Here is a 17,059-nt window from a genome sequence, read left to right as displayed (position 1 = left end):
CGCCCGGGGGCGCGGCGGGGCATACGGGAGAATGGCCCGGTGACCACGATCGTCTCCATCCAGTCCTCCGTCGCGTATGGCCACGTGGGCAACTCCGCGGCCGTCTTCCCCCTGCAGCGGCTGGGGGTCGAGGTCTGGCCCGTCTACACCGTGCACTTCTCCAACCACACCGGGTATGGCGCGTGGCGTGGCCCGCTGCTGGCGGCCGAAGACGTGCGGGCGGTCATCACCGGGATGGAGGAGCGCGAGGCGTTCCCCGAGGTGGATGCGGTGCTATCGGGCTATCAAGGCGGCAGCCAGATCGGCGACGTCATCCTCGACGCCGTCGCCCGGGTCAAGGCGGCCAACCCGTCGGCCATCTATGCGTGCGACCCGGTCATGGGCAATGCCAAGAGTGGCTGCTTCGTCCACCCCGACATCCCGGTCTTGCTGCGTGAACGCGTTGTGCCGCAAGCAGATCTGATCACGCCCAACCAGTTCGAGCTGGGCTTCCTGACCGGGACCGAGCCGGAGACGCTCGAAGACACCCTCGCCGCGGTCGACCTGGCGCGGGCGATGGGCCCCTCCACCGTGCTGGTGACCTCAGTGCTGCGCCCCGACCGGCCGGCCGACACCATCGAGATGCTCGCCGTCCACGGCGAGGAGGCCTGGATCGTCCAGACGCCGCAGTTGCCGATGAAGGCCAATGGCTCCGGCGATGTGACCGCTGCCCTCTTCACCGCTCACCTGCTCAACTCGGGCCGCCCCGATGAGGCGCTGGCCAAGACGGTGTCGTCGGTCTATGCCCTCCTGAAGCGGACCCTGGACTCCGGCCGCCGGGAGCTGCGACTGGTGCAGAGCCAGGAAGAGATCGCCCACCCGGCCATGGAGTTCGTGCCGACTCGGGTGCACTGACCCCCTACCCGAAAAGCGAGCGAGTTGCCGAGCCCGATGTCGAGGCGCCCGGCCCTGGCGTCGTCGATGGTGTTGGCCCCCGGCGAAGGCGGGCGGCTGGCTCTGCGCCTGCCCGTGTGACCCGACCTCAGCGAACGACGAGGTTGTCGCGGTGGACGACCTCGCGTTCGTACTCGGGTCCGAACTCGCGGGCCAGTTCCTTGGTCGAGCGGCCGAGCAGCTTGGGGATCTCCCCGGAGTCGTAGCTGACCAGACCGCGCGCGATGATCGTGCCGTCGGGGCCGGCGATGTCGACCGGATCGCCCTCGGTGAAGGAGCCCACTAGCCCGGTGATCCCGGCGGGGAGGAGGGACTTGCGGCGCTCGACCAAGGCCGCAACGGCACCGGCGTCGACCACGAGAGTCCCGCGGGCCGCGGTGGCGTGCGCGATCCACAGCTTGCGGCTGGCCTTGCCGACCGAGTCCGGCAGGAAAATCGTCCCCACATCCTCGCCGGCCAAGGCCGGACCGACAGCGGGTGCCGCGCAGAGCACGGCCAGAACGCCGGCGGAGTTGGCGATCGCCGCCGCTTCGATCTTGGTGGCCATGCCCCCGGTGCCGACCATCGACCCGGACCCGCCGATGCGGACCTGGTCGAGATCGGACAGTGACCGGATCGCCGGAATGCGCTGTGCCCCAGGCTCACTCGGCGGCCCGTCATAGAGCGAGTCCACATCGGTCAACAGGACCAGCGCCTCGGCGCGCACCAGATGGGCGACCAGCGCCGCGAGCCGGTCGTTGTCGCCGAAGCGAATCTCGTGGGTCGCGACGGTGTCGTTTTCGTTGACGATCGGCACGATCCCCAACTCCAGCAGCCGGTCGAGCGTGCGCCGCGCGTTGGTGTAGTGCCCCCGCCGCGTCACATCGTCCGCGGTCAGCAGCACCTGCCCGACCGTAAGCCCGTATGCCGCGAACGCCGCCGTGTACGCCGCCATGAGTGCGCCTTGGCCCACGCTTGCCGCGGCCTGCTGGGTCGCCAGGTCGCGCGGCCGGCGGGTCAGCCCCAGCGGACCGATCCCGGCAGCGATGGCGCCGGAGGAGACGAGCACGACCGGCTCGCCCCGCAGCCGGCGCTCGGCGAGCACGCCGACCAGCGCCTCGATCCGGGAGAGGTCGAGCCGGCGCCCTCCGTCGGTCGTCAGCGACGATGACCCGACCTTGACAACCATGCGGCCCCGGCCCGCGACCCGGGCCCGGGCCGCGACGACATCGGCCGCGACGACATCGGCCGCGCTGTCCCCGGCCGCCCCAGCGGCTGCCACGCCGACCACTGCGGCGTTGTCGTGCGCGAGAGCGGACCCGCCACCCGCCACCTCAGCGTCGGCGGACCCGGAACTGTCGGCAGCCACACCGAGCGAGGAGTCGGCATACGGAGGCATTTGAGGGAAGTGTCCCGCCCCCGAAGCAGCCGCGACCTCGTGGTGGGTCATCCCGCGTCCTGACCGGGATCGATCCAGTGCCCCGACTTACGCTCGGCATCCAGCTCGGCGCGCGTGCGCGAGACGGCCGCCTTGCGCTTGTCGAACTCCTCGCGGCGCTCGATATTGGTCCGCCGCGAGTGGTCGGCCAGCCGCCCGTCGGTCCCGCGGCCACCGAGCAACTCGGCGCCACCGACCATGGTGGGATCCCAGTCGAAGACGACGGCATTGTCGGCCGGGCCGATGAGCACGGCCGAGCCGGCGACCGCTCCCGCCGCCAGCAGCGCCTCCTCGACGCCTGCCCGCTGGAGCCGGTCGGCCAGGTAGCCCACCGCCTCCTCGTTGCTGAAGTCGGTCTGGCGCACCCAGCGCGAGGGCCGCTCGCCGACCACCCGGAAGACCTCGCCGTCACCGGTCATCTCCCGCACGACCGTGAAGCCCTTGTCGTCCACCGACTTGGGGCGGATCACGATGCGCTGCGGCACGATCTCGCTCGCCACCTCGACCCGCGCGGCCTCGACGGCCCGCGCGAGGGCATACGTCCATTCCTTGAGGCCGAGGTGAGCGACGGCGGAAACGATGAACACGTCATACCCACGCTCGCGCAGGTCGGGCGTCACCATCTCGGCGAGCTCACGCGCCTCCGGTACGTCGGCCTTGTTCAGGACCACCATGCGAACCCGCTCGGAGAGCGGACGGCCGCCGAGCAGGTCACCGGGCACGTAGGCCGCCAGCTCGGCCTCGATGACGTCGAGGTCGGTCAGCGGGTCGCGCCCGGGCTCGAGGGTTGCGCAGTCGATGACGTGCACGAGCACCGAGCAGCGCTCGACGTGGCGCAGGAACTCCAGGCCCAGGCCCCGGCCTTCGGACGCCCCGGGGATCAGCCCGGGAACGTCGGCCACCGTGAACCGGACGTCACCGGCGGTGACGACGCCGAGATTGGGCACGAGCGTCGTGAACGGGTAGTCGGCGATCTTGGGGCGCGCCGCGGAGATCACCGAGACCAGCGAGGACTTCCCCGCCGAGGGGAAGCCGATGAGCGCGACATCGGCGAGCGACTTCAACTCCAGGACGACGTCCAGCGACTCACCCGGCTCCCCCAGGAGGGCGAAGCCGGGTGCCTTGCGACGGGTCGACGACAGCGCCTTGTTGCCCAGGCCGCCTCGACCCCCGCGGGCCACGGTTACTGAGGCGCCCGGGCCGACCAGATCGGCCAGCACGCCGCCGTCCCGGGTGGTCACCACGGTGCCCTCGGGCACCGGCAGGATCAACGAGGCACCATTGGCTCCGTCACGCTCGTCGCCGGCACCGGGGCGGCCGTTCTCGGCGCGCCGGTGCGGGCTGCGGTGATAGTCGAGCAGGGTGGTCGATTGTGGGTCGACCACCAGGACGACATCGCCGCCATTGCCTCCATTGCCGCCGTCCGGGCCGCCGAGCGGCTTGAACTTCTCCCGGCGGATCGAGGCGACACCATGGCCGCCGTCCCCCGCGGTCGCGTGCAGCACGACGCGGTCGACGAAGGTGGTCATGGGTACTGCCTTCCTGCTCAGGTCCTAGGTCGTGTTAGGAAACCACGGACGGACAGCGGTCCCCGCGAAGTAGTGCAGCTGGGTCCCACGCTCTGCGTGGGCCGAAGGAGCGAGGGTCCCACGCTCTGCGTGGGCAAACTTCGGGGGGTGGTGCTCGGGGCGGATGCCCGGGAATGCGGAACGGGGCGAGCCGAAGGCCCGCCCCGATTTCCGGAAGGTATGCCGCGGCATACCGTTCGAATCACTCGGCGGCCGCAGCCACCGGGACGATGTTGACGACGCGACGACCGCGCTTGGTGCCGAACTCCACGTGACCGGCGGTCAGCGCGAAGAGGGTGTCGTCGCCACCGCGGCCGACATTGTCGCCCGGGTGGAAGTGGGTGCCGCGCTGGCGGACGATGATCTCGCCGCCGCCGACCAGCTGGCCGCCGTAGCGCTTGACGCCTAGGCGCTGGGCATTGGAGTCACGACCATTGCGGGTCGAGGACGCTCCCTTTTTGTGTGCCATGTCTGCTGAGTCCTTGTCTCGACGTGTCCGACGCTCAGGCGTCGATCGCGGTGATCTTGACCTGGGTCAGGTGCTGACGGTGACCCTGGCGCTTCTTGTAGCCGGTCTTGTTCTTGTACTTCATGATGGTGATCTTGGGGCCCTTGGCGGGCCCGACGACCTCGGCCTTGACCGAGACCTTGGCCAGCTTGGCCGCATCGGAGGTGACGGTTGAGCCGTCGACCAGCAGCAGCGGGGTCAGATCGACAGCGTCGCCGGCCTTGCCGCCCACCTTGTCGATGAGCAGGACGTCGCCGACGGCGACCTTCTCCTGCCGACCACCTGCGCGAACAATCGCGTACACGTTGAACTCACTTTCGTTAAGCCTTGGGCACACACTCTCGAGTAACCGGCCGATAGCTACCCCGCACACGGGACATCAGCTCGGTGGGCGCACCGAGGATCAATCATACAGGCCCCGCGCCCATGGTCGGCGCGCACGCTGGCCGCGAGCAACATCTCGCCGGCTACCGAGGGACACGCGCCGGGGCTCCTCCCCGCTCGGCGAGCGGAGAGGAGCCCCTCGGTGTCGTTCGGCGAAGCCGTCGCTCAGAGCTTGCGCGGTTGCGCGGAAATCGTGCGCTGCACCGCATTCGCCCCGAGTTGGGCCTGACGTCCTTGGGCGGGCAGAACTGCCCGAGGTCGGGTTTCCCGGCTACGAACCCGAGGGACGCGGAGGGCCGGCGGGGGCGGTTGCCCGGCCGCGGCGGCGTCGACCCTGGGCCCGCGAGCCACTCCCCGATTGCCGTATGGCACTCGGGTCGCCCTCGGCGCCCAAGGCAGCGTCCGGGTTCTCGGCGCCGGCGTCGTCGCCGGCCGGCAGTTGCGCAGCGGAGTCGTCGGACTCGGCCGCCGCCTGGCGGTCGGGCTCCGCCGGAGCCGATTCGGTCCCCGCGCCCTGATCCCTTGCCGCCTCGGCATCCGTCGAGCCCTCCTCCTCGTGCGTGTCGGCGTCATGGGTGTCAGCCCAGGTGACCACCGGGTCACTGTCGGCGTCGTGGGCGGCCGTGGCCGCGGGCATACCGAAATCGGTGTCGTCGGCCGGCGCGCCGTCGACATCGGCGTCGTTGTGTGCGACGGGTGCCGTGGTCTTCATCGCTGCCGCGTGCGCCGCGGCCGCGATCTGCGCGGCGGTCGGGCCCGTGCGCACGGGCGCCGGCTCGGGCGCCTTCGCGGGGTCGGGCTGGCGGCCACGCGAACGGCTGCGCGAGGACCGGGACGACGTGTCCGAGGGCTCGCGTTCGTGGTCGTGGGTTTCGACGGCGTCCACGGGAGTGGTGCGCACGATCACGCCGCGACCGTGGCAGTGCTCGCACGACTCGGAGAAGACTTCCAAAAGCCCCGACGCCACCCGCTTGCGAGTCATCTGGACCAGCCCGAGCGAGGTCACCTCCGCGACCTGGTGTTTCGTGCGGTCGCGACCAAGGCATTCGAGCAGGCGCCGGACGACCAGGTCGCGGTTGGACTCCAGGACCATGTCGATGAAGTCAATGACGATGATGCCGCCGATGTCGCGCAGGCGCAGTTGGCGGACGATCTCCTCGGCGGCTTCGAGGTTGTTCTTGGTGACGGTCTCTTCGAGGTTGCCCCCGGAGCCGACGAACTTGCCGGTGTTGACGTCGACCACGGTCATCGCCTCGGTGCGGTCGATGACCAAGGAGCCGCCGGAGGGCAGGTAGACCTTGCGATCGAGCGCCTTGGTCATTTGTTCGTCGATCCGGTGCGCGCTGAAGATGTCGCGCGCATCGGTCCACTTGGTCATCCGTGCGGCGAGGTCGGGCGCGACATCGTCGACATAGGTGCTGATCTCGGCCCAGACGTCGTCGCCGGAGACGACGAGCGAGGCGAAGTCCTCGTTGAAGACGTCGCGGATCACGCGGACGGTCAGGTCGGGCTCGGAGTAGAGCAGCGTCGGCGCGTTGCCCGTCTTCTTGCCGGACTTGCCGGCCGCGGCCGCGCTAACTCGCTCCCAGGTTTTGGCGAGCCGCTCGACATCACGCCGCAACTCCTCCTCGCTGGCGCCCTCGGCCGCGGTGCGCACGATGACGCCGGCGTCGGCGGGGACGATCTCTTTGAGGATGGCCTTGAGCCGAGCCCGCTCGGTGTCGGGCAGCTTGCGCGAGATGCCAGTCATCGAGCCCTGCGGCACATAGACCAGATAGCGACCCGGCAGTGAGATCTGCGACGTCAAACGCGCACCCTTGTGCCCGATCGGGTCCTTGGTGACCTGGACGAGAACGGACTCCCCAGAGGTCAGGACGTTCTCGATGCGCTTGGCCTCACCGGTCTCAAGACCCGCGACATCCCAGTTGACCTCGCCGGCATAGAGCACGGCATTGCGGCCGCGACCGATGTCGACGAAGGCGGCCTCCATCGAGGGCAGGACGTTCTGGACGCGCCCGAGATAGATATTGCCGGCCATCGACGCATTCGTCGTGCGCGAGACGTAGTGCTCGACGAGGATGCCGTCCTCAAGGACGCCGATCTGGGTGCGGCCGTCGAGTCGGCGGACGACCATGACGCGCTCGACGCTCTCGCGGCGCGCGAGGAATTCCTTCTCGGTGATGATCGTGCGGCGCCGGCCGGCCTCGCGTCCCTCGCGGCGGCGCTGCTTCTTGGCCTCCAGCCGCGTCGAACCGCGCACCGAGGCAACCTCGTCGCGAGCCCGGCGCACCTCGCGAACGCGTGTCACCGTGCCGGGCGGGTCCTCGCTCTCGCCTGCTGCTCCGGAGCGGCGGCGGCGGCGCCGGCGGCGGGCCGGGTTGTTGGCGTCGTCGTCAGCGGCCTCGCCCGCGTCCGTATGCCGTTCGCTCCCCTCCTCCTGCGCACTCGCCTCGGACGCCTGTAAGGCCTCGTCGGCCTCCGCGCCTTCGGCGTCGGATGAGTTCGCGCGGGCGCGGCGACCGCGGCCACCGCGGCGGCGCCGACTGCGCGATCCGGTCGCCGAGCCGTCGTCGGCGGCGTCGGTTTCGGCGCCCTCCGCGGGGTCGACGTCCGCCTTCTCTGCGCTGTCGTCGTCGCCGGCCCGGGCGCCGGAGTTCTGGATATCGGCGCTCCCGGCACCGGAGTTCTCGCGGGCGTTCTCGCCATCGGCGCTCTGGGCGGCGGCGCTCTCGAGGGCGGCGTTCCGGGCGGACGTGGTGGCGCCGGCGCGCCGCGAACCACGACGTGACCCGCGGCCGGCGCCTACGGACCGGGATTCGTCCTCGGTGGCTGCCGGCTCCTTTTCGCGGTCGAGGACGACCTCATGCTCGGCCCCGGAGCCGTCGGCTGCGGCAGAAGGCGTCGTGGACGACGGCACGGTGACGGCGGCACCGGCCGGGCGCGAGGCGCGGCGGCGGGCCGGGGCTTCGGGCGCCTGGAAGAGCAGGCCGAACGCGCTCTGCTGCGGGCGGGGCGATTCGGGCTCGTCACTTGCGGGCTGCAGCGCGCTTGAACCGTCAGCGCGCTCGCTCATCGCTTCGCCGCGGCGGTCGGTCTCCGCGCCTTCGGACCGGTCGGCGACGAGGTCAGTGGCCGCGTCGCTAGCAGCGTCGCGCTCGGCATCCTCGGCGTCCGACGTGCCGCCGTCGGCGAGACCGGCCACCTCCTCGCCATCGTCTGCCGGGCGGTCCGCGGCGGCGGGGTCCGCGGCGGCGGGGTCGGCTGCTGTCTCGGACTGGGCGTCCTCGGCGTCGGCCACTTGGCCGATGCCCAGGTCGCTCTGGGCGGCTGGGCCCGCCGCGCCGGATTCGCCCGGCGCGTGCTCGCCTGATCCACCATCGGTGATCTGCTCAGCCGTCTGCTCCGTGCCCTCGCCGGTAGCGGACTGCGCCACCTCGCTGGCGGCGGACTCGGCGACTTCGCCGGCATACGCCAACTCTAGGTCGCCGCCGGGCCCGGCCGGGGCGGTCGCACGCCGACGCCGCTTGGGTGCCGCGTCGCTGTCGGCGGTCTTTTTGGCCGCGCGCTTGCGAGGCGCCGCCTTCTTCGTACCCGTCGCGCGGATCGTCGTCTCGGTGGCCTCCGCGGATTCGCCCGAGGCTGGAACGGCCGGCTCGCCGGCAGCCGCCGCTGATGCCTCGGACGAGAGGTCGCGGTCGTTGGTCGTGTCGCTCATCGCGCACACCTTCCGTCACCACGCGGCGGCGCCCACACCGGCCGGTTCGAAGTCCGGCCCCGTCTCCGCGTGCTGCGGGTGAGTCGCGCCGGCCGGAGCCGACACGGAAGTCGTCTAAGTTCCGCGGAGTGCGGTTCGCGCGTGGCGCGTCACCGGCCCGAGGCGGCGCCATCCTTGTCGGCGGCCAGGGGATCGGCCACCTGCGCGCTGTCCGCCAGCCACGGCCCCTGCGCCAGGCGAGTCACCCGGGGGGGACTCGAGGGCACGAACCGGACCAAATCGCGCAGCGCGCTCAGAATGTCGTCGGGGCGAACGGCTGGTGTGGTGTGCCGAACGACCACTCGAAGTATCGCACATCCCTCCCCGGCGCCCACCTCAGCGTGCAGCAGCGCGTCGCCGACGTCGAGGCTCTTAGGGCCGGTCTTGAAGACCCGGCTGACGGTGACGTCGGGCAGCGCCGACAACTGCGACCAGGCGGCGTCGAGTGCCTCGACTGCAGTGTCGCGGAACTCGATTCGCCAATCGCTGGCTGCCAAGCGATCGGCCAGCGCACCCGGCCCGGCGGCCACGACCTCGATGATGTCGAGCCCGTCCGGTAGCGCCGCGTCGAGCGCTGCACGCAACTGATCGGGGTCGAGCACCTCGGTCACGCCGATCTCGAAGTACTCGGCCTCCGAGGCCATTCCCGTGGGCGCGCCACCGGCATACGAGATCTTCGGGTGGGGGTGAAAGCCGGCGCTGAAGGCCATCGGCACCTGGGCTCGTCGCAGCGCGCGCTCCAGGGCGCGGGCGAAGTCGCGCGTGGAGGAGAACCGGAGGCGACCACGACGGGCATACCGGATCCGGTAACGGGCCACGGTCGGTGCGGGCGGGGGGCCGTCTGGCCTAGGTGCGGGAGGCATAGCCGGACGATTATCGCGCACGACGGCACGGGTCGCTCCCTCTGCCGCGTCCGACCCCGTATGCCGTGGGGCGCGGTTCGTCAGCCCGGCCGGCCGCCGTAGGGCAGCAGATCGGAGCGGTAGATCGAGGCATAGCGCACGACTGCGCCCGTGTGCGGCGCTTCGATCATCTGCCCACCCCCGACGTAGAGGCCGACGTGATAGCTGCTCTCCCCCGTCGAACCGTAGAACACCAGGTCGCCGGGCTGTAAGGCGTCGATGGCGACGCGGGCGGTCTCGGCCCACTGCGCTCCGGTGTAGTGCGAGAGCGACACGCCGGCCTGAGCCCAGGCCCTCATCGTCAGGCCGGAGCAGTCATATGTGTCGGGACCGTCCGCCCCCCACTCGTAGGGCTTGCCGAGTTGCGCGACGGCAAAGGCGATGGCGGCGGCCGCCCCGCCGGAGGGCGGCGGTGGTGGGGGCTGGCTCGTCGTCGTGCTGCTGGGAGTGCTCGTGCTCGACGACGGCGTGGTGGTCGTGCTCGTCGAGGTCGGCCGCGTGGTCGTCGTCGACGTGGGCCGGGTCGTCGTGGTTGAGGTCGGCCGCGTGGTTGTGGTCGAGGTCGGGTGCGTCGTGGACGACGAGGTCGGGGTCGACGTGCTCGTGGTCACGGGGGGCGGCGTGCTCGACGGGCTCGATGTGCTGGAGTTGGTCGACTGGTCGTGCTCGGCTGCGGCTGCAGCAGCGGCGGCAATGGCGTCGAGTCGCTGCTTCTCCAGTTTGGCGGAGGTGTCGTTCAGCGCCGCGAGCCGTTTGGCCAGGCTCTCGCGCTCCGCCCCGAGCCGCGATGTCTTCGCCGACGCCACCGCGAGTTCGTCGCGGGCGATGCGATCGGCCTGGTCCGCACGGCGGCTGGCCTCGGCGCGGGCGGCCTCGGCTTGGGCAGCCGCAGCCTGCAGGCTCTGCGCGGTGCCGCTGACGACAAGCGCCGACTTGAGTTCTTCGTTCTGGTGCGCCGAGACCAGTTCCAGCGTCGCCGCCCGGTCGATGAGTTCCTGGGGGCCGCCGGCATCGAGCAGCGGCGCGAGCGACCCGAGCATCCCGCCCTGCTGATACATCGACGACGCGTAGTTGCGCAGGGACACCGAGGCGCCCGCCGCCTGGCCCTGCGCGGCATCGGCCTTGCGCTGCGCCTCGTCCGCGGCTTTGGTGGCCTTGGCCAGTTGCCACTTGGCGCCGTTCGCGGCCTCGCCGAGACGGGCCGCTCGCTCCTGCAACGCCGAGACGCTCGCGGCGGACGTCGCGTACTGAGCTTCTAGCGCGGCGACCCGCTGGCCCGCCGCAGCGGCTTCGGCTTTGGCCTGGGCCACCTCGCGGGCGGAGGGAATCCCGGGGTCGGCGTGCGCGGCATACGTGCCGCCGAAGAGGAGGGCCGCGACGAGAGCGGACCCGCCGACGAGTTGGAGGCGACGCACCGACGACGTGGGAAGCGCGGTGTGCCGCGGGCCCGGGCGTGACGCCATCGATCGCTCCTTGTCGGGGCCGGACTACCGGCCGCTCGCGGGGCACCGGGGGGAGGGCGCGCTAGCCGCGGCATTTCAGGGTACCGACGCTCAGATCCCACCCGTCACTTTCGTCACATCAGGGGCCGTGCGGAACTGGCCACGGGCGCTGGTCGGGAGGGATAACACGGATGTCTTTTCGCAGGTTCTGCGCATTTATCGATCATCTGTCTAGACCACATCACGAGTCGATAACGCTTCTTCCTGGCCTGCGCGTGCGGGCTACCCCGAGCGGACATCGAGTCCGCGCGATCGCGCGACGCCGCGCGCAGGCCTATGGCAGACTGGCCGTCGATGTGGCAGCAGGTTTAATCTTGCCCGCGTACACAGGAGCCGTCGGTAGCTTCGACTGCCGAGCACAGCATCCCCTTGACGCCGCGAGGTGGGAGCCAGTCGGCAACGACTGTCCTCGATGGCTCGGGTGATGGGCGGGGGCGCGGGCCATTGCGGCTCGGCGCCCCCGTCGTATTCCTGCCTACGATTGCCCGTATGACCGATCCCTCCTCTTCCCCGATCGCTCTGGTCACCGGCGGCGGCACCGGCATCGGCGCGGCCAGCGCGCGCCGGCTCGCTGCGATGGGATTCGACGTCGTCCTCACCGGGCGCCGCATCGAACCGCTGATGGCGACGGCCGCATCGATCGGCGCGCAGGCCCGGGCGCGGGTTATGGACGTCGCCGACGCCGAGTCGGTCGAGGCCGGCGTGGCCACCTTGGAGCGCTGCGATGTCCTGGTCAACAACGCCGGGGGCGCCCTCGGGTCCCAGCCGGTGGAGCACGGTGATGTCGAGCAGTGGCGCGCGATGTTCGAGTCGAATGTGATCGGCACCCTGCAGGTGATCAAGGCTACGCTGCCGCTGCTGCACCGATCCCCGCGGGCGACGATCGTCGACATCTCCTCGACGGCCGGGCAGATTGTCTATGAGGGCGGGGCCGGCTATGTCGTCGCGAAGCACGGCACTTCGGTGATCTCGGAGACGCTGCGGCTCGAGCTCGCCGGGACGCACATTCGGGTGGTGGACATCCGTCCGGGGATGGTGCATACGGAGGGTTTCGCGCTGACTCGCTTCGGGGGTGATCAGGTGGCCGCGGACAAGGTGTATGCCGGTGTGGACCGCCCCCTGGTCGCGGACGATGTCGCGGCGTGCGTGGAGTTCGTTGTCGGCTTGCCGCAGCATGTCAACATCGACGCGCTCACTGTGCGCCCGGTCGCGCAGGCCGCGCAGCACAAGGTGCACCGGGGTCCGATCGACTGGCAGACCTCTTGACGAGGCAGCCTCCTCACGGGTCGATGTCGGCGCGGGCGCGCGCCTCGACGGTCAGCGTGATGCTCGACCCGATCGCCTCCACCACGCTGGACAGGATCGGCAGGTCGGCGGTCCCGGTGACCACGACGACGGCCGTCTCCCCGTCCGGTGTGCCCGTCCCGCCGTCGACATGCCAGCTCTGCATCCGATCGGGCAGCGGGCGGGCCGCGAGATTCTGCTGCGCGGCAACCCACACCGTGTCGTCGGTCAGCGGCACCGCCTCCCCGATGCCGTCGACGTATGCCCGGTCCGAGAGCGCATCGGCCGCATCCAGAGCTGCGGCGTCCGCAGCGTCGAGCAGACGCATGCGCGCTAGTTGAGCGCTCGTGATGGTGACGATGCCAAGGGTGAGCGTTAGGGCAATCATGCACAGCCCGATGATCAAGATGGTGATCCCACCCTCTTCCGCAGCGTCCGGTGCGGCCGCGGGCGGCCGCTGTCCCCGCCCAGCGCATCCGGGAGCGCCGAGTCGACGCGCGTTCTCCAGGCTCATCCCACACCCCGGAATCGGTCGACGATCAGCACATGAGTGCTGCTGACCGGGACCACCAAGGGGACCACCGATCGCGCGAAGCTCGGGATCAGCGGCAATGGTACGGACACCTCGGCCCGCACCTCGACCCGGCCCTCCGGTGTCAGGCAGGGCGAAGTGGAGCAGGAGATGGTGATGCCGCTGTCGCTTGTGTCAAAACCCTGATCCGCGAACGCGATGAGCGCAGCCGCGTCGGCACGGAGGCCCGGGTCCTGTCCGTCGACCGTGGTCACGAACGCTCGACCGGCTTCGCGCGCGGCCTGCGCCACGGCATACGACCCGGCTTGCACGCGTGCGACCATCAGCGTCAGATAGATGAGGGGCACGAGCAAGAGCACGCCGAGAAAGACGAACTCCACGACGGCGCTGCCCTCGTCGCCAGCTTGGGCCTGCTCGCTGGGGTGGGAGATCATTGGCGCTCCTCGAACGCGCGGCCCACAACCTCCAGTTGCCCGTCGGGCCCGAGCGGACCGAAGACGGGCAACGGGGCCGAGACTCGGACAACGACGATGGCAACGCCCCCGACCGATTCGGTCGAGACGGTGATGTCCTGGCTGAAGCGCGTCGACAGGGACCGGTTGATCAGTTCGCGTGTCCGCGGAATTGCGTCCTCCGGGATGGCATCCGCTCGAGCCCCGAGCCGTGCGCCCTCTGCGGCGCACGAGATCAGGGTGTTGCGGATGTGCAGGGCGAGGCCGAGTTGAAAGACCGCCGCGAAGACGACGAGCAAGAGCCCGGCCACCATCGCGAAGTCGGCAACGGCGGCGCCGTCCTCACACGATCCCCGACCCGGTCGCGGTCGATGATCGGGGGCCATGAGTGAGATCAGTTGCCGCCGGGCTTGACGCTGTTGATGGCGTCTTCGAACATGGCCGACAACCGGTCCTGCGCGATCGCCCAGATGGCGGCGACCAGGCCGGCCGTCATGATCGTGATCAGCACCCATCCGGGGACGTCGCCGCGTTCGTTCTCGCGGTCGGTGAGGGCATCGCGGATCGCGGCGGTGAGCCGGAGGTGCGCCTTGATGAGGTAGTGCGACATGGTGTCTCCTTCGGTTGGTGCCGCGCGGCGGTGCGGGCAACGGGGTTGTTACATAGAGAAGTTCAGGAAGTCGAAGCCCGGGAAAACGGCGAACAGCACAGTGATTGGCAGGACGAGGAAGACGACCGGAATCATCATGCCGATCTCCTTTTTTCCGCCCTTCTCCATCAAATTGCGCCGACCTTCCTCGCGGACGTCCTGCGCCTGGGCGCGGAGCACATCGGCCAGTGGTGTCCCTCGCTCGACCGCGATGACGACGCCGTCGACGAAGCGGCTCAAGGAGGTCAGCCCGGTTCGCTCCGCCAGTCCTTCGAGCGCCCGCGGGAGGCTGGCGCCTGCGCGCGCGTCCGAGAGGCAGCGAGCGAGTTCGGTCGCCAACTCGCCGTGAGCCAATCGGCACACCCGCTCCAGGGCGCCGACCGCACCTTCGCCGGCGCCGACAGCCAGGGCGAGAAGCTCTGCGACTGTTGGGAATTCGGTGAGCATGATGCTCTCGCGCCGGTTGGCCTGGTAGCTGAGCCATTGGTCCCAACCGACGACGCCGGCGGATGCGCCCACGGCGATCATGAACAGCACCAGCAGGGACGACGCCCCGCTGCCGAGGAAGAGGGCCACGCCGACGACCGCGCCGGCCAGAGCGCCTGCCGCGCCGGCCAGCACCTGCTCGGCGCGAAATCGGTCGATATCGGCGGGTTTGCCCGCGCGCAGTTGCCGATAGCGAACCGATTCGGCACCACCGAGAATGCGCTCGACAAAACGCGCCAGGTCGCGCACGAGAGGCCGCCCGAGCACGGCGACCACTCCCGCGGGCGAATGGGTTTCGCGTTGCCGCAGGCGGGTGAAGATTGCGGTGTCGACGAGGTAGGGAGCCATGCGGGACTCCAGGGTCGGGCGACGGCTTGCCGGCAGGAAGCGGATGATCGTCACCACGCCGATCCCCAGCGCGAAGCCGACAAGGGCACCCCAACGCCCCGGGCCGAAGGCGAGGACGGGATTCATCCCAGGACCCGCTGTTCTTCCGGGAGGCGAGCGATACGCACCATCAGGCGGTAAGCGATCAGGGTGCAGGCACCGCCCGCCACGAGCACCAGCGTTCCGGTGCGCGAGGCGTATGCCTGCACGGCCTCCGGCCGCGTGCACATCAGCGCAAGAACGATCCAGGGGGCGGCAACCGCAAGTCGTGCCGCGTTCAGGGTCCAGGACTGCCGAGTTTCTAGCTCGGCCCGCGTGTGAGCGTCATCGCGCAGGAAGCTGCTCAAGGTGCGCAACAGTCGCCCGAGGTCGCTGCCCCCTACCTCGCGCGCCATCCGTAGAGCCTCGACCAGACGGTCTCCGACGGGGTCGCTGAGATACGCCTTGAGGTTGTCCAAGCAGTCGTTGAACCGGCCGCTCACGCGGTAGTCCTCCGCGAAGCTGGCGAATGCCGGGCGCAACTCCATCGGGCCGCGAACGGCCAACTGCGACAAGGACTCCGGCAGCGCCAGTCCGGCGCGCACGCCCGAGGTGATGTTGTCGACCGCATCCGGCCACAGATCGCGCAGGGCAGCGCGCCGGCGCCGGGCCTTCATACGGACCAAGGCAATCGGCCCGTAGGCCGCCATCGTCGTGAAGCACAGGGCGATCGACGCCACGCCGACAAAACCCATGAAGAGCACGAAGGTCAACGCGGCACCCAGGGCACATGTGCCTAGCAGGGCTCGTGGACCGATGGCGCTGTAGCCGGCCTGGACGAGTTCGTCACCGAGGCGGTCCAGGCGACTCCGGCGGGCGGCACGTGTCGTCGGCGGTCGCGGAACGGGAACCCAGCACGACCACCACATAAGGAAGATGCCGAGTCCGAAGAAGAGTCCGAGGACGAGTGGCGGCAAGGCTCACTCCCCCTTGGCGAGGAGTTCGGGGAGCCGGTAGCCGGCGGCGTCAAACCGCTCGATGTGCGGCGGGAAGCCGTCAGCGCGCTGCAGCTCGCCGCCTCGACGCACGAAGATGTCGGCCATTTCGACAACGTCACCCTCGCACCGTCCTGGAATAGCGGCGATCTCGCGCACGCGCCGGACACCGTCGCGTTCGAGGGCCGTGTGAATGACCAGGTCGATCGACGAGGCGACGGTAGGGACGACAAAGCGGCTGCTGACGTTCTCGGGCCGTTTCGCGAATGGGTGTGACCTGCGGTGATGCGGTTTGGGCGTGTGCTCGTTTACACGGGTTGACCGGGTTTTTTACACGGTTGAGGTGTTTGTGCTGGTCAGCGCGTCGCGGCGGGTGGTCGGTGAGCGTGTGCCTGCGCGGGCTGTTTCGATTCGTCGCTCTAGTCGAGGTCGTCGGCTGGGGTGCCGCAGTCGATGCAGGACTCGTCGCCGGACAGGTCCGCGCGAATGTCGTCGTGGGTGCAGTCCCCGATGAACTTGGTGATGATGTGCCCGGCTTGGGCGAGTCCTTCGTAGCGGCCGTCAGCGTTCTCGAACTCGTGGTACATGTCGGCGTGGACGTACTCGTCGGATTCCTTCTCCGCCGCGTCACGCGCCGCGCGGATCTCATCCCGCAACGCAAGCAGATCCGCGAGCGGGATCGTGTCAGGTGTGCTGGTGCTGAGCGGGGTGTTCGTGTCGGTGTCGTCCATGACATGGAGCGTCCCGTCGGTGGATGACACGTCTGCCCGTCCGTGATGTGTCCGCCCTCGCTTGTCGGTTCAGGGTGGTGTCAACGTGACGCCATCGGTCGTGCCGCGTATCGCGAGAGGGATCATCTTCTGCCAGCTCCGCGTGAAGTAGCGCGCCGCGTTGCTGTACGGACCCTCACCCGGTCCTGCCATGACAACAAGCCGACCACTGTCCAAGCATCGCTGCACCCATTCGTTCGGATGATCACTATCGAAGCTGACCGTGGCGAGCACGGCTGGTTCTCCCTCAGCGGCCGCATCAAGCAGCACAACATCGTGCTGGTGGCGTGTCAGATCCGCGATGGGCGGCGACCCGTCCGGCATCTCAGCCACCTCCCCAGGCCGGCGGAACCCGAGCCCGTGGAGCACGTTGGCGCCGCCAAGGGTTGACTCAGGAATCCACAGACGGCTTACCTCTTCGCGGCCTGCCACGATTCTCACTGCCCTGCTCATCCACCCAGTCTTCTCGGTCAGTGTCGATGGGGCCAGTCGGGCGCTGTCGGGCGTGAAGGAAACCTTCGGTTGTGAAGGCGACGGTCGATGCGTCGACCGTGCTG

General features: G+C 69.8%; 17 protein-coding genes and 1 pseudogene. 2 read left to right on the top strand and 16 right to left on the bottom strand.

The window, feature by feature from the left end:
* The first annotated feature begins 39 nt into the window (after nt 1-39).
* Nucleotides 40-894, top strand: a complete 855-nt coding sequence (gene pdxY, locus ABD209_RS03700; protein WP_344062293.1) for a pyridoxal kinase PdxY — start codon at nt 40-42, stop codon at nt 892-894.
* A gap of 127 nt (nt 895-1,021) precedes the next feature.
* On the opposite strand, the gene proB is transcribed toward pdxY, so the two are convergent.
* The 7 genes from proB to ABD209_RS03665 all read right to left on the bottom strand — a co-directional run bounded on the left by proB (nt 1,022) and on the right by ABD209_RS03665 (nt 10,929).
* Nucleotides 1,022-2,101, bottom strand: a complete 1,080-nt coding sequence (gene proB / locus ABD209_RS03695; protein ID WP_344062424.1) for a glutamate 5-kinase — start codon at nt 2,099-2,101, stop codon at nt 1,022-1,024.
* Nucleotides 2,102-2,358: 257 nt separating this feature from the next.
* Nucleotides 2,359-3,879: a GTPase ObgE gene (gene obgE, locus ABD209_RS03690; protein ID WP_344062290.1), complete on the bottom strand. Its 1,521-nt coding sequence runs from the start codon at nt 3,877-3,879 to the stop codon at nt 2,359-2,361.
* 241 nt (nt 3,880-4,120) lie between these two features.
* The gene (rpmA, locus tag ABD209_RS03685; protein ID WP_344062287.1) at nt 4,121-4,387 is read right to left on the bottom strand and encodes a 50S ribosomal protein L27; all 267 of its coding nucleotides are present in this window, start codon (nt 4,385-4,387) and stop codon (nt 4,121-4,123) included.
* Nucleotides 4,388-4,421: 34 nt separating this feature from the next.
* Complete coding sequence (rplU, locus tag ABD209_RS03680; protein ID WP_344062284.1) at nt 4,422-4,730, bottom strand: 50S ribosomal protein L21; 309 nt, start codon at nt 4,728-4,730, stop codon at nt 4,422-4,424.
* A gap of 351 nt (nt 4,731-5,081) precedes the next feature.
* Complete coding sequence (locus ABD209_RS03675) at nt 5,082-8,525, bottom strand: Rne/Rng family ribonuclease (RefSeq protein ID WP_344062282.1); 3,444 nt, start codon at nt 8,523-8,525, stop codon at nt 5,082-5,084.
* Between the two features lie 149 nt (nt 8,526-8,674).
* Nucleotides 8,675-9,382, bottom strand: a complete 708-nt coding sequence (locus ABD209_RS03670) for a TIGR03936 family radical SAM-associated protein (protein WP_344062279.1) — start codon at nt 9,380-9,382, stop codon at nt 8,675-8,677.
* A 125-nt stretch (nt 9,383-9,507) separates the two neighbouring features.
* Entirely contained in the window at nt 9,508-10,929 is a 1,422-nt protein-coding gene (locus tag ABD209_RS03665; protein WP_344062276.1) for a C40 family peptidase, read from the bottom strand.
* Nucleotides 10,930-11,457: 528 nt separating this feature from the next.
* Here ABD209_RS03665 and ABD209_RS03660 point away from each other — a divergent pair.
* The gene (locus ABD209_RS03660; RefSeq protein WP_344062273.1) at nt 11,458-12,234 is read left to right on the top strand and encodes an SDR family oxidoreductase; all 777 of its coding nucleotides are present in this window, start codon (nt 11,458-11,460) and stop codon (nt 12,232-12,234) included.
* Between the two features lie 13 nt (nt 12,235-12,247).
* Here the strand turns inward: ABD209_RS03660 and ABD209_RS03655 are convergent, their stop codons facing one another.
* From ABD209_RS03655 to ABD209_RS03615, 9 genes and pseudogenes are all read right to left on the bottom strand, one after another.
* Nucleotides 12,248-12,766: a pilus assembly protein TadG-related protein gene (locus ABD209_RS03655; RefSeq protein WP_344062270.1), complete on the bottom strand. Its 519-nt coding sequence runs from the start codon at nt 12,764-12,766 to the stop codon at nt 12,248-12,250.
* On the bottom strand, nt 12,763-13,218 hold the full coding sequence (locus ABD209_RS03650) for a TadE family protein (protein WP_344062267.1): 456 nt from the start codon (nt 13,216-13,218) through the stop codon (nt 12,763-12,765). The genes ABD209_RS03655 and ABD209_RS03650 overlap by 4 nt, the downstream gene beginning before the upstream one ends.
* Nucleotides 13,215-13,622 (bottom strand): TadE family protein, encoded by a 408-nt coding sequence (locus ABD209_RS03645; RefSeq protein ID WP_344062264.1) that lies wholly within the window; start codon nt 13,620-13,622, stop codon nt 13,215-13,217. The genes ABD209_RS03650 and ABD209_RS03645 overlap by 4 nt, the downstream gene beginning before the upstream one ends.
* Nucleotides 13,623-13,630: 8 nt before the next feature.
* The gene (locus ABD209_RS03640; RefSeq protein ID WP_344062261.1) at nt 13,631-13,846 is read right to left on the bottom strand and encodes a hypothetical protein; all 216 of its coding nucleotides are present in this window, start codon (nt 13,844-13,846) and stop codon (nt 13,631-13,633) included.
* Nucleotides 13,847-13,894: 48 nt separating this feature from the next.
* Nucleotides 13,895-14,845 (bottom strand): type II secretion system F family protein, encoded by a 951-nt coding sequence (locus ABD209_RS03635; RefSeq protein ID WP_344062258.1) that lies wholly within the window; start codon nt 14,843-14,845, stop codon nt 13,895-13,897.
* Complete coding sequence (locus ABD209_RS03630; protein ID WP_344062255.1) at nt 14,842-15,714, bottom strand: type II secretion system F family protein; 873 nt, start codon at nt 15,712-15,714, stop codon at nt 14,842-14,844. Before ABD209_RS03630 ends, ABD209_RS03635 begins: the two co-directional genes overlap by 4 nt.
* A gap of 3 nt (nt 15,715-15,717) precedes the next feature.
* Nucleotides 15,718-15,984, bottom strand: a pseudogene (locus ABD209_RS03625) (CpaF family protein); the annotation flags it as partial.
* A 167-nt stretch (nt 15,985-16,151) separates the two neighbouring features.
* Nucleotides 16,152-16,463 carry a hypothetical protein gene (locus ABD209_RS03620; protein WP_344062253.1) on the bottom strand — a complete coding sequence of 104 codons (312 nt, stop codon included), beginning with the start codon at nt 16,461-16,463 and terminating at the stop codon, nt 16,152-16,154.
* Between the two features lie 69 nt (nt 16,464-16,532).
* Nucleotides 16,533-16,955, bottom strand: a complete 423-nt coding sequence (locus tag ABD209_RS03615; protein ID WP_344062250.1) for a hypothetical protein — start codon at nt 16,953-16,955, stop codon at nt 16,533-16,535.
* Nucleotides 16,956-17,059 lie beyond the last annotated feature (104 nt).

Source organism: Nostocoides vanveenii (assembly GCF_039531165.1).
GTDB lineage: Bacteria > Actinomycetota > Actinomycetes > Actinomycetales > Dermatophilaceae > Nostocoides_A > Nostocoides_A vanveenii.
The sequence above is the reverse complement of the archived record's forward strand: the minus strand, read 5'-3'. Positions and strand labels throughout refer to the sequence as shown.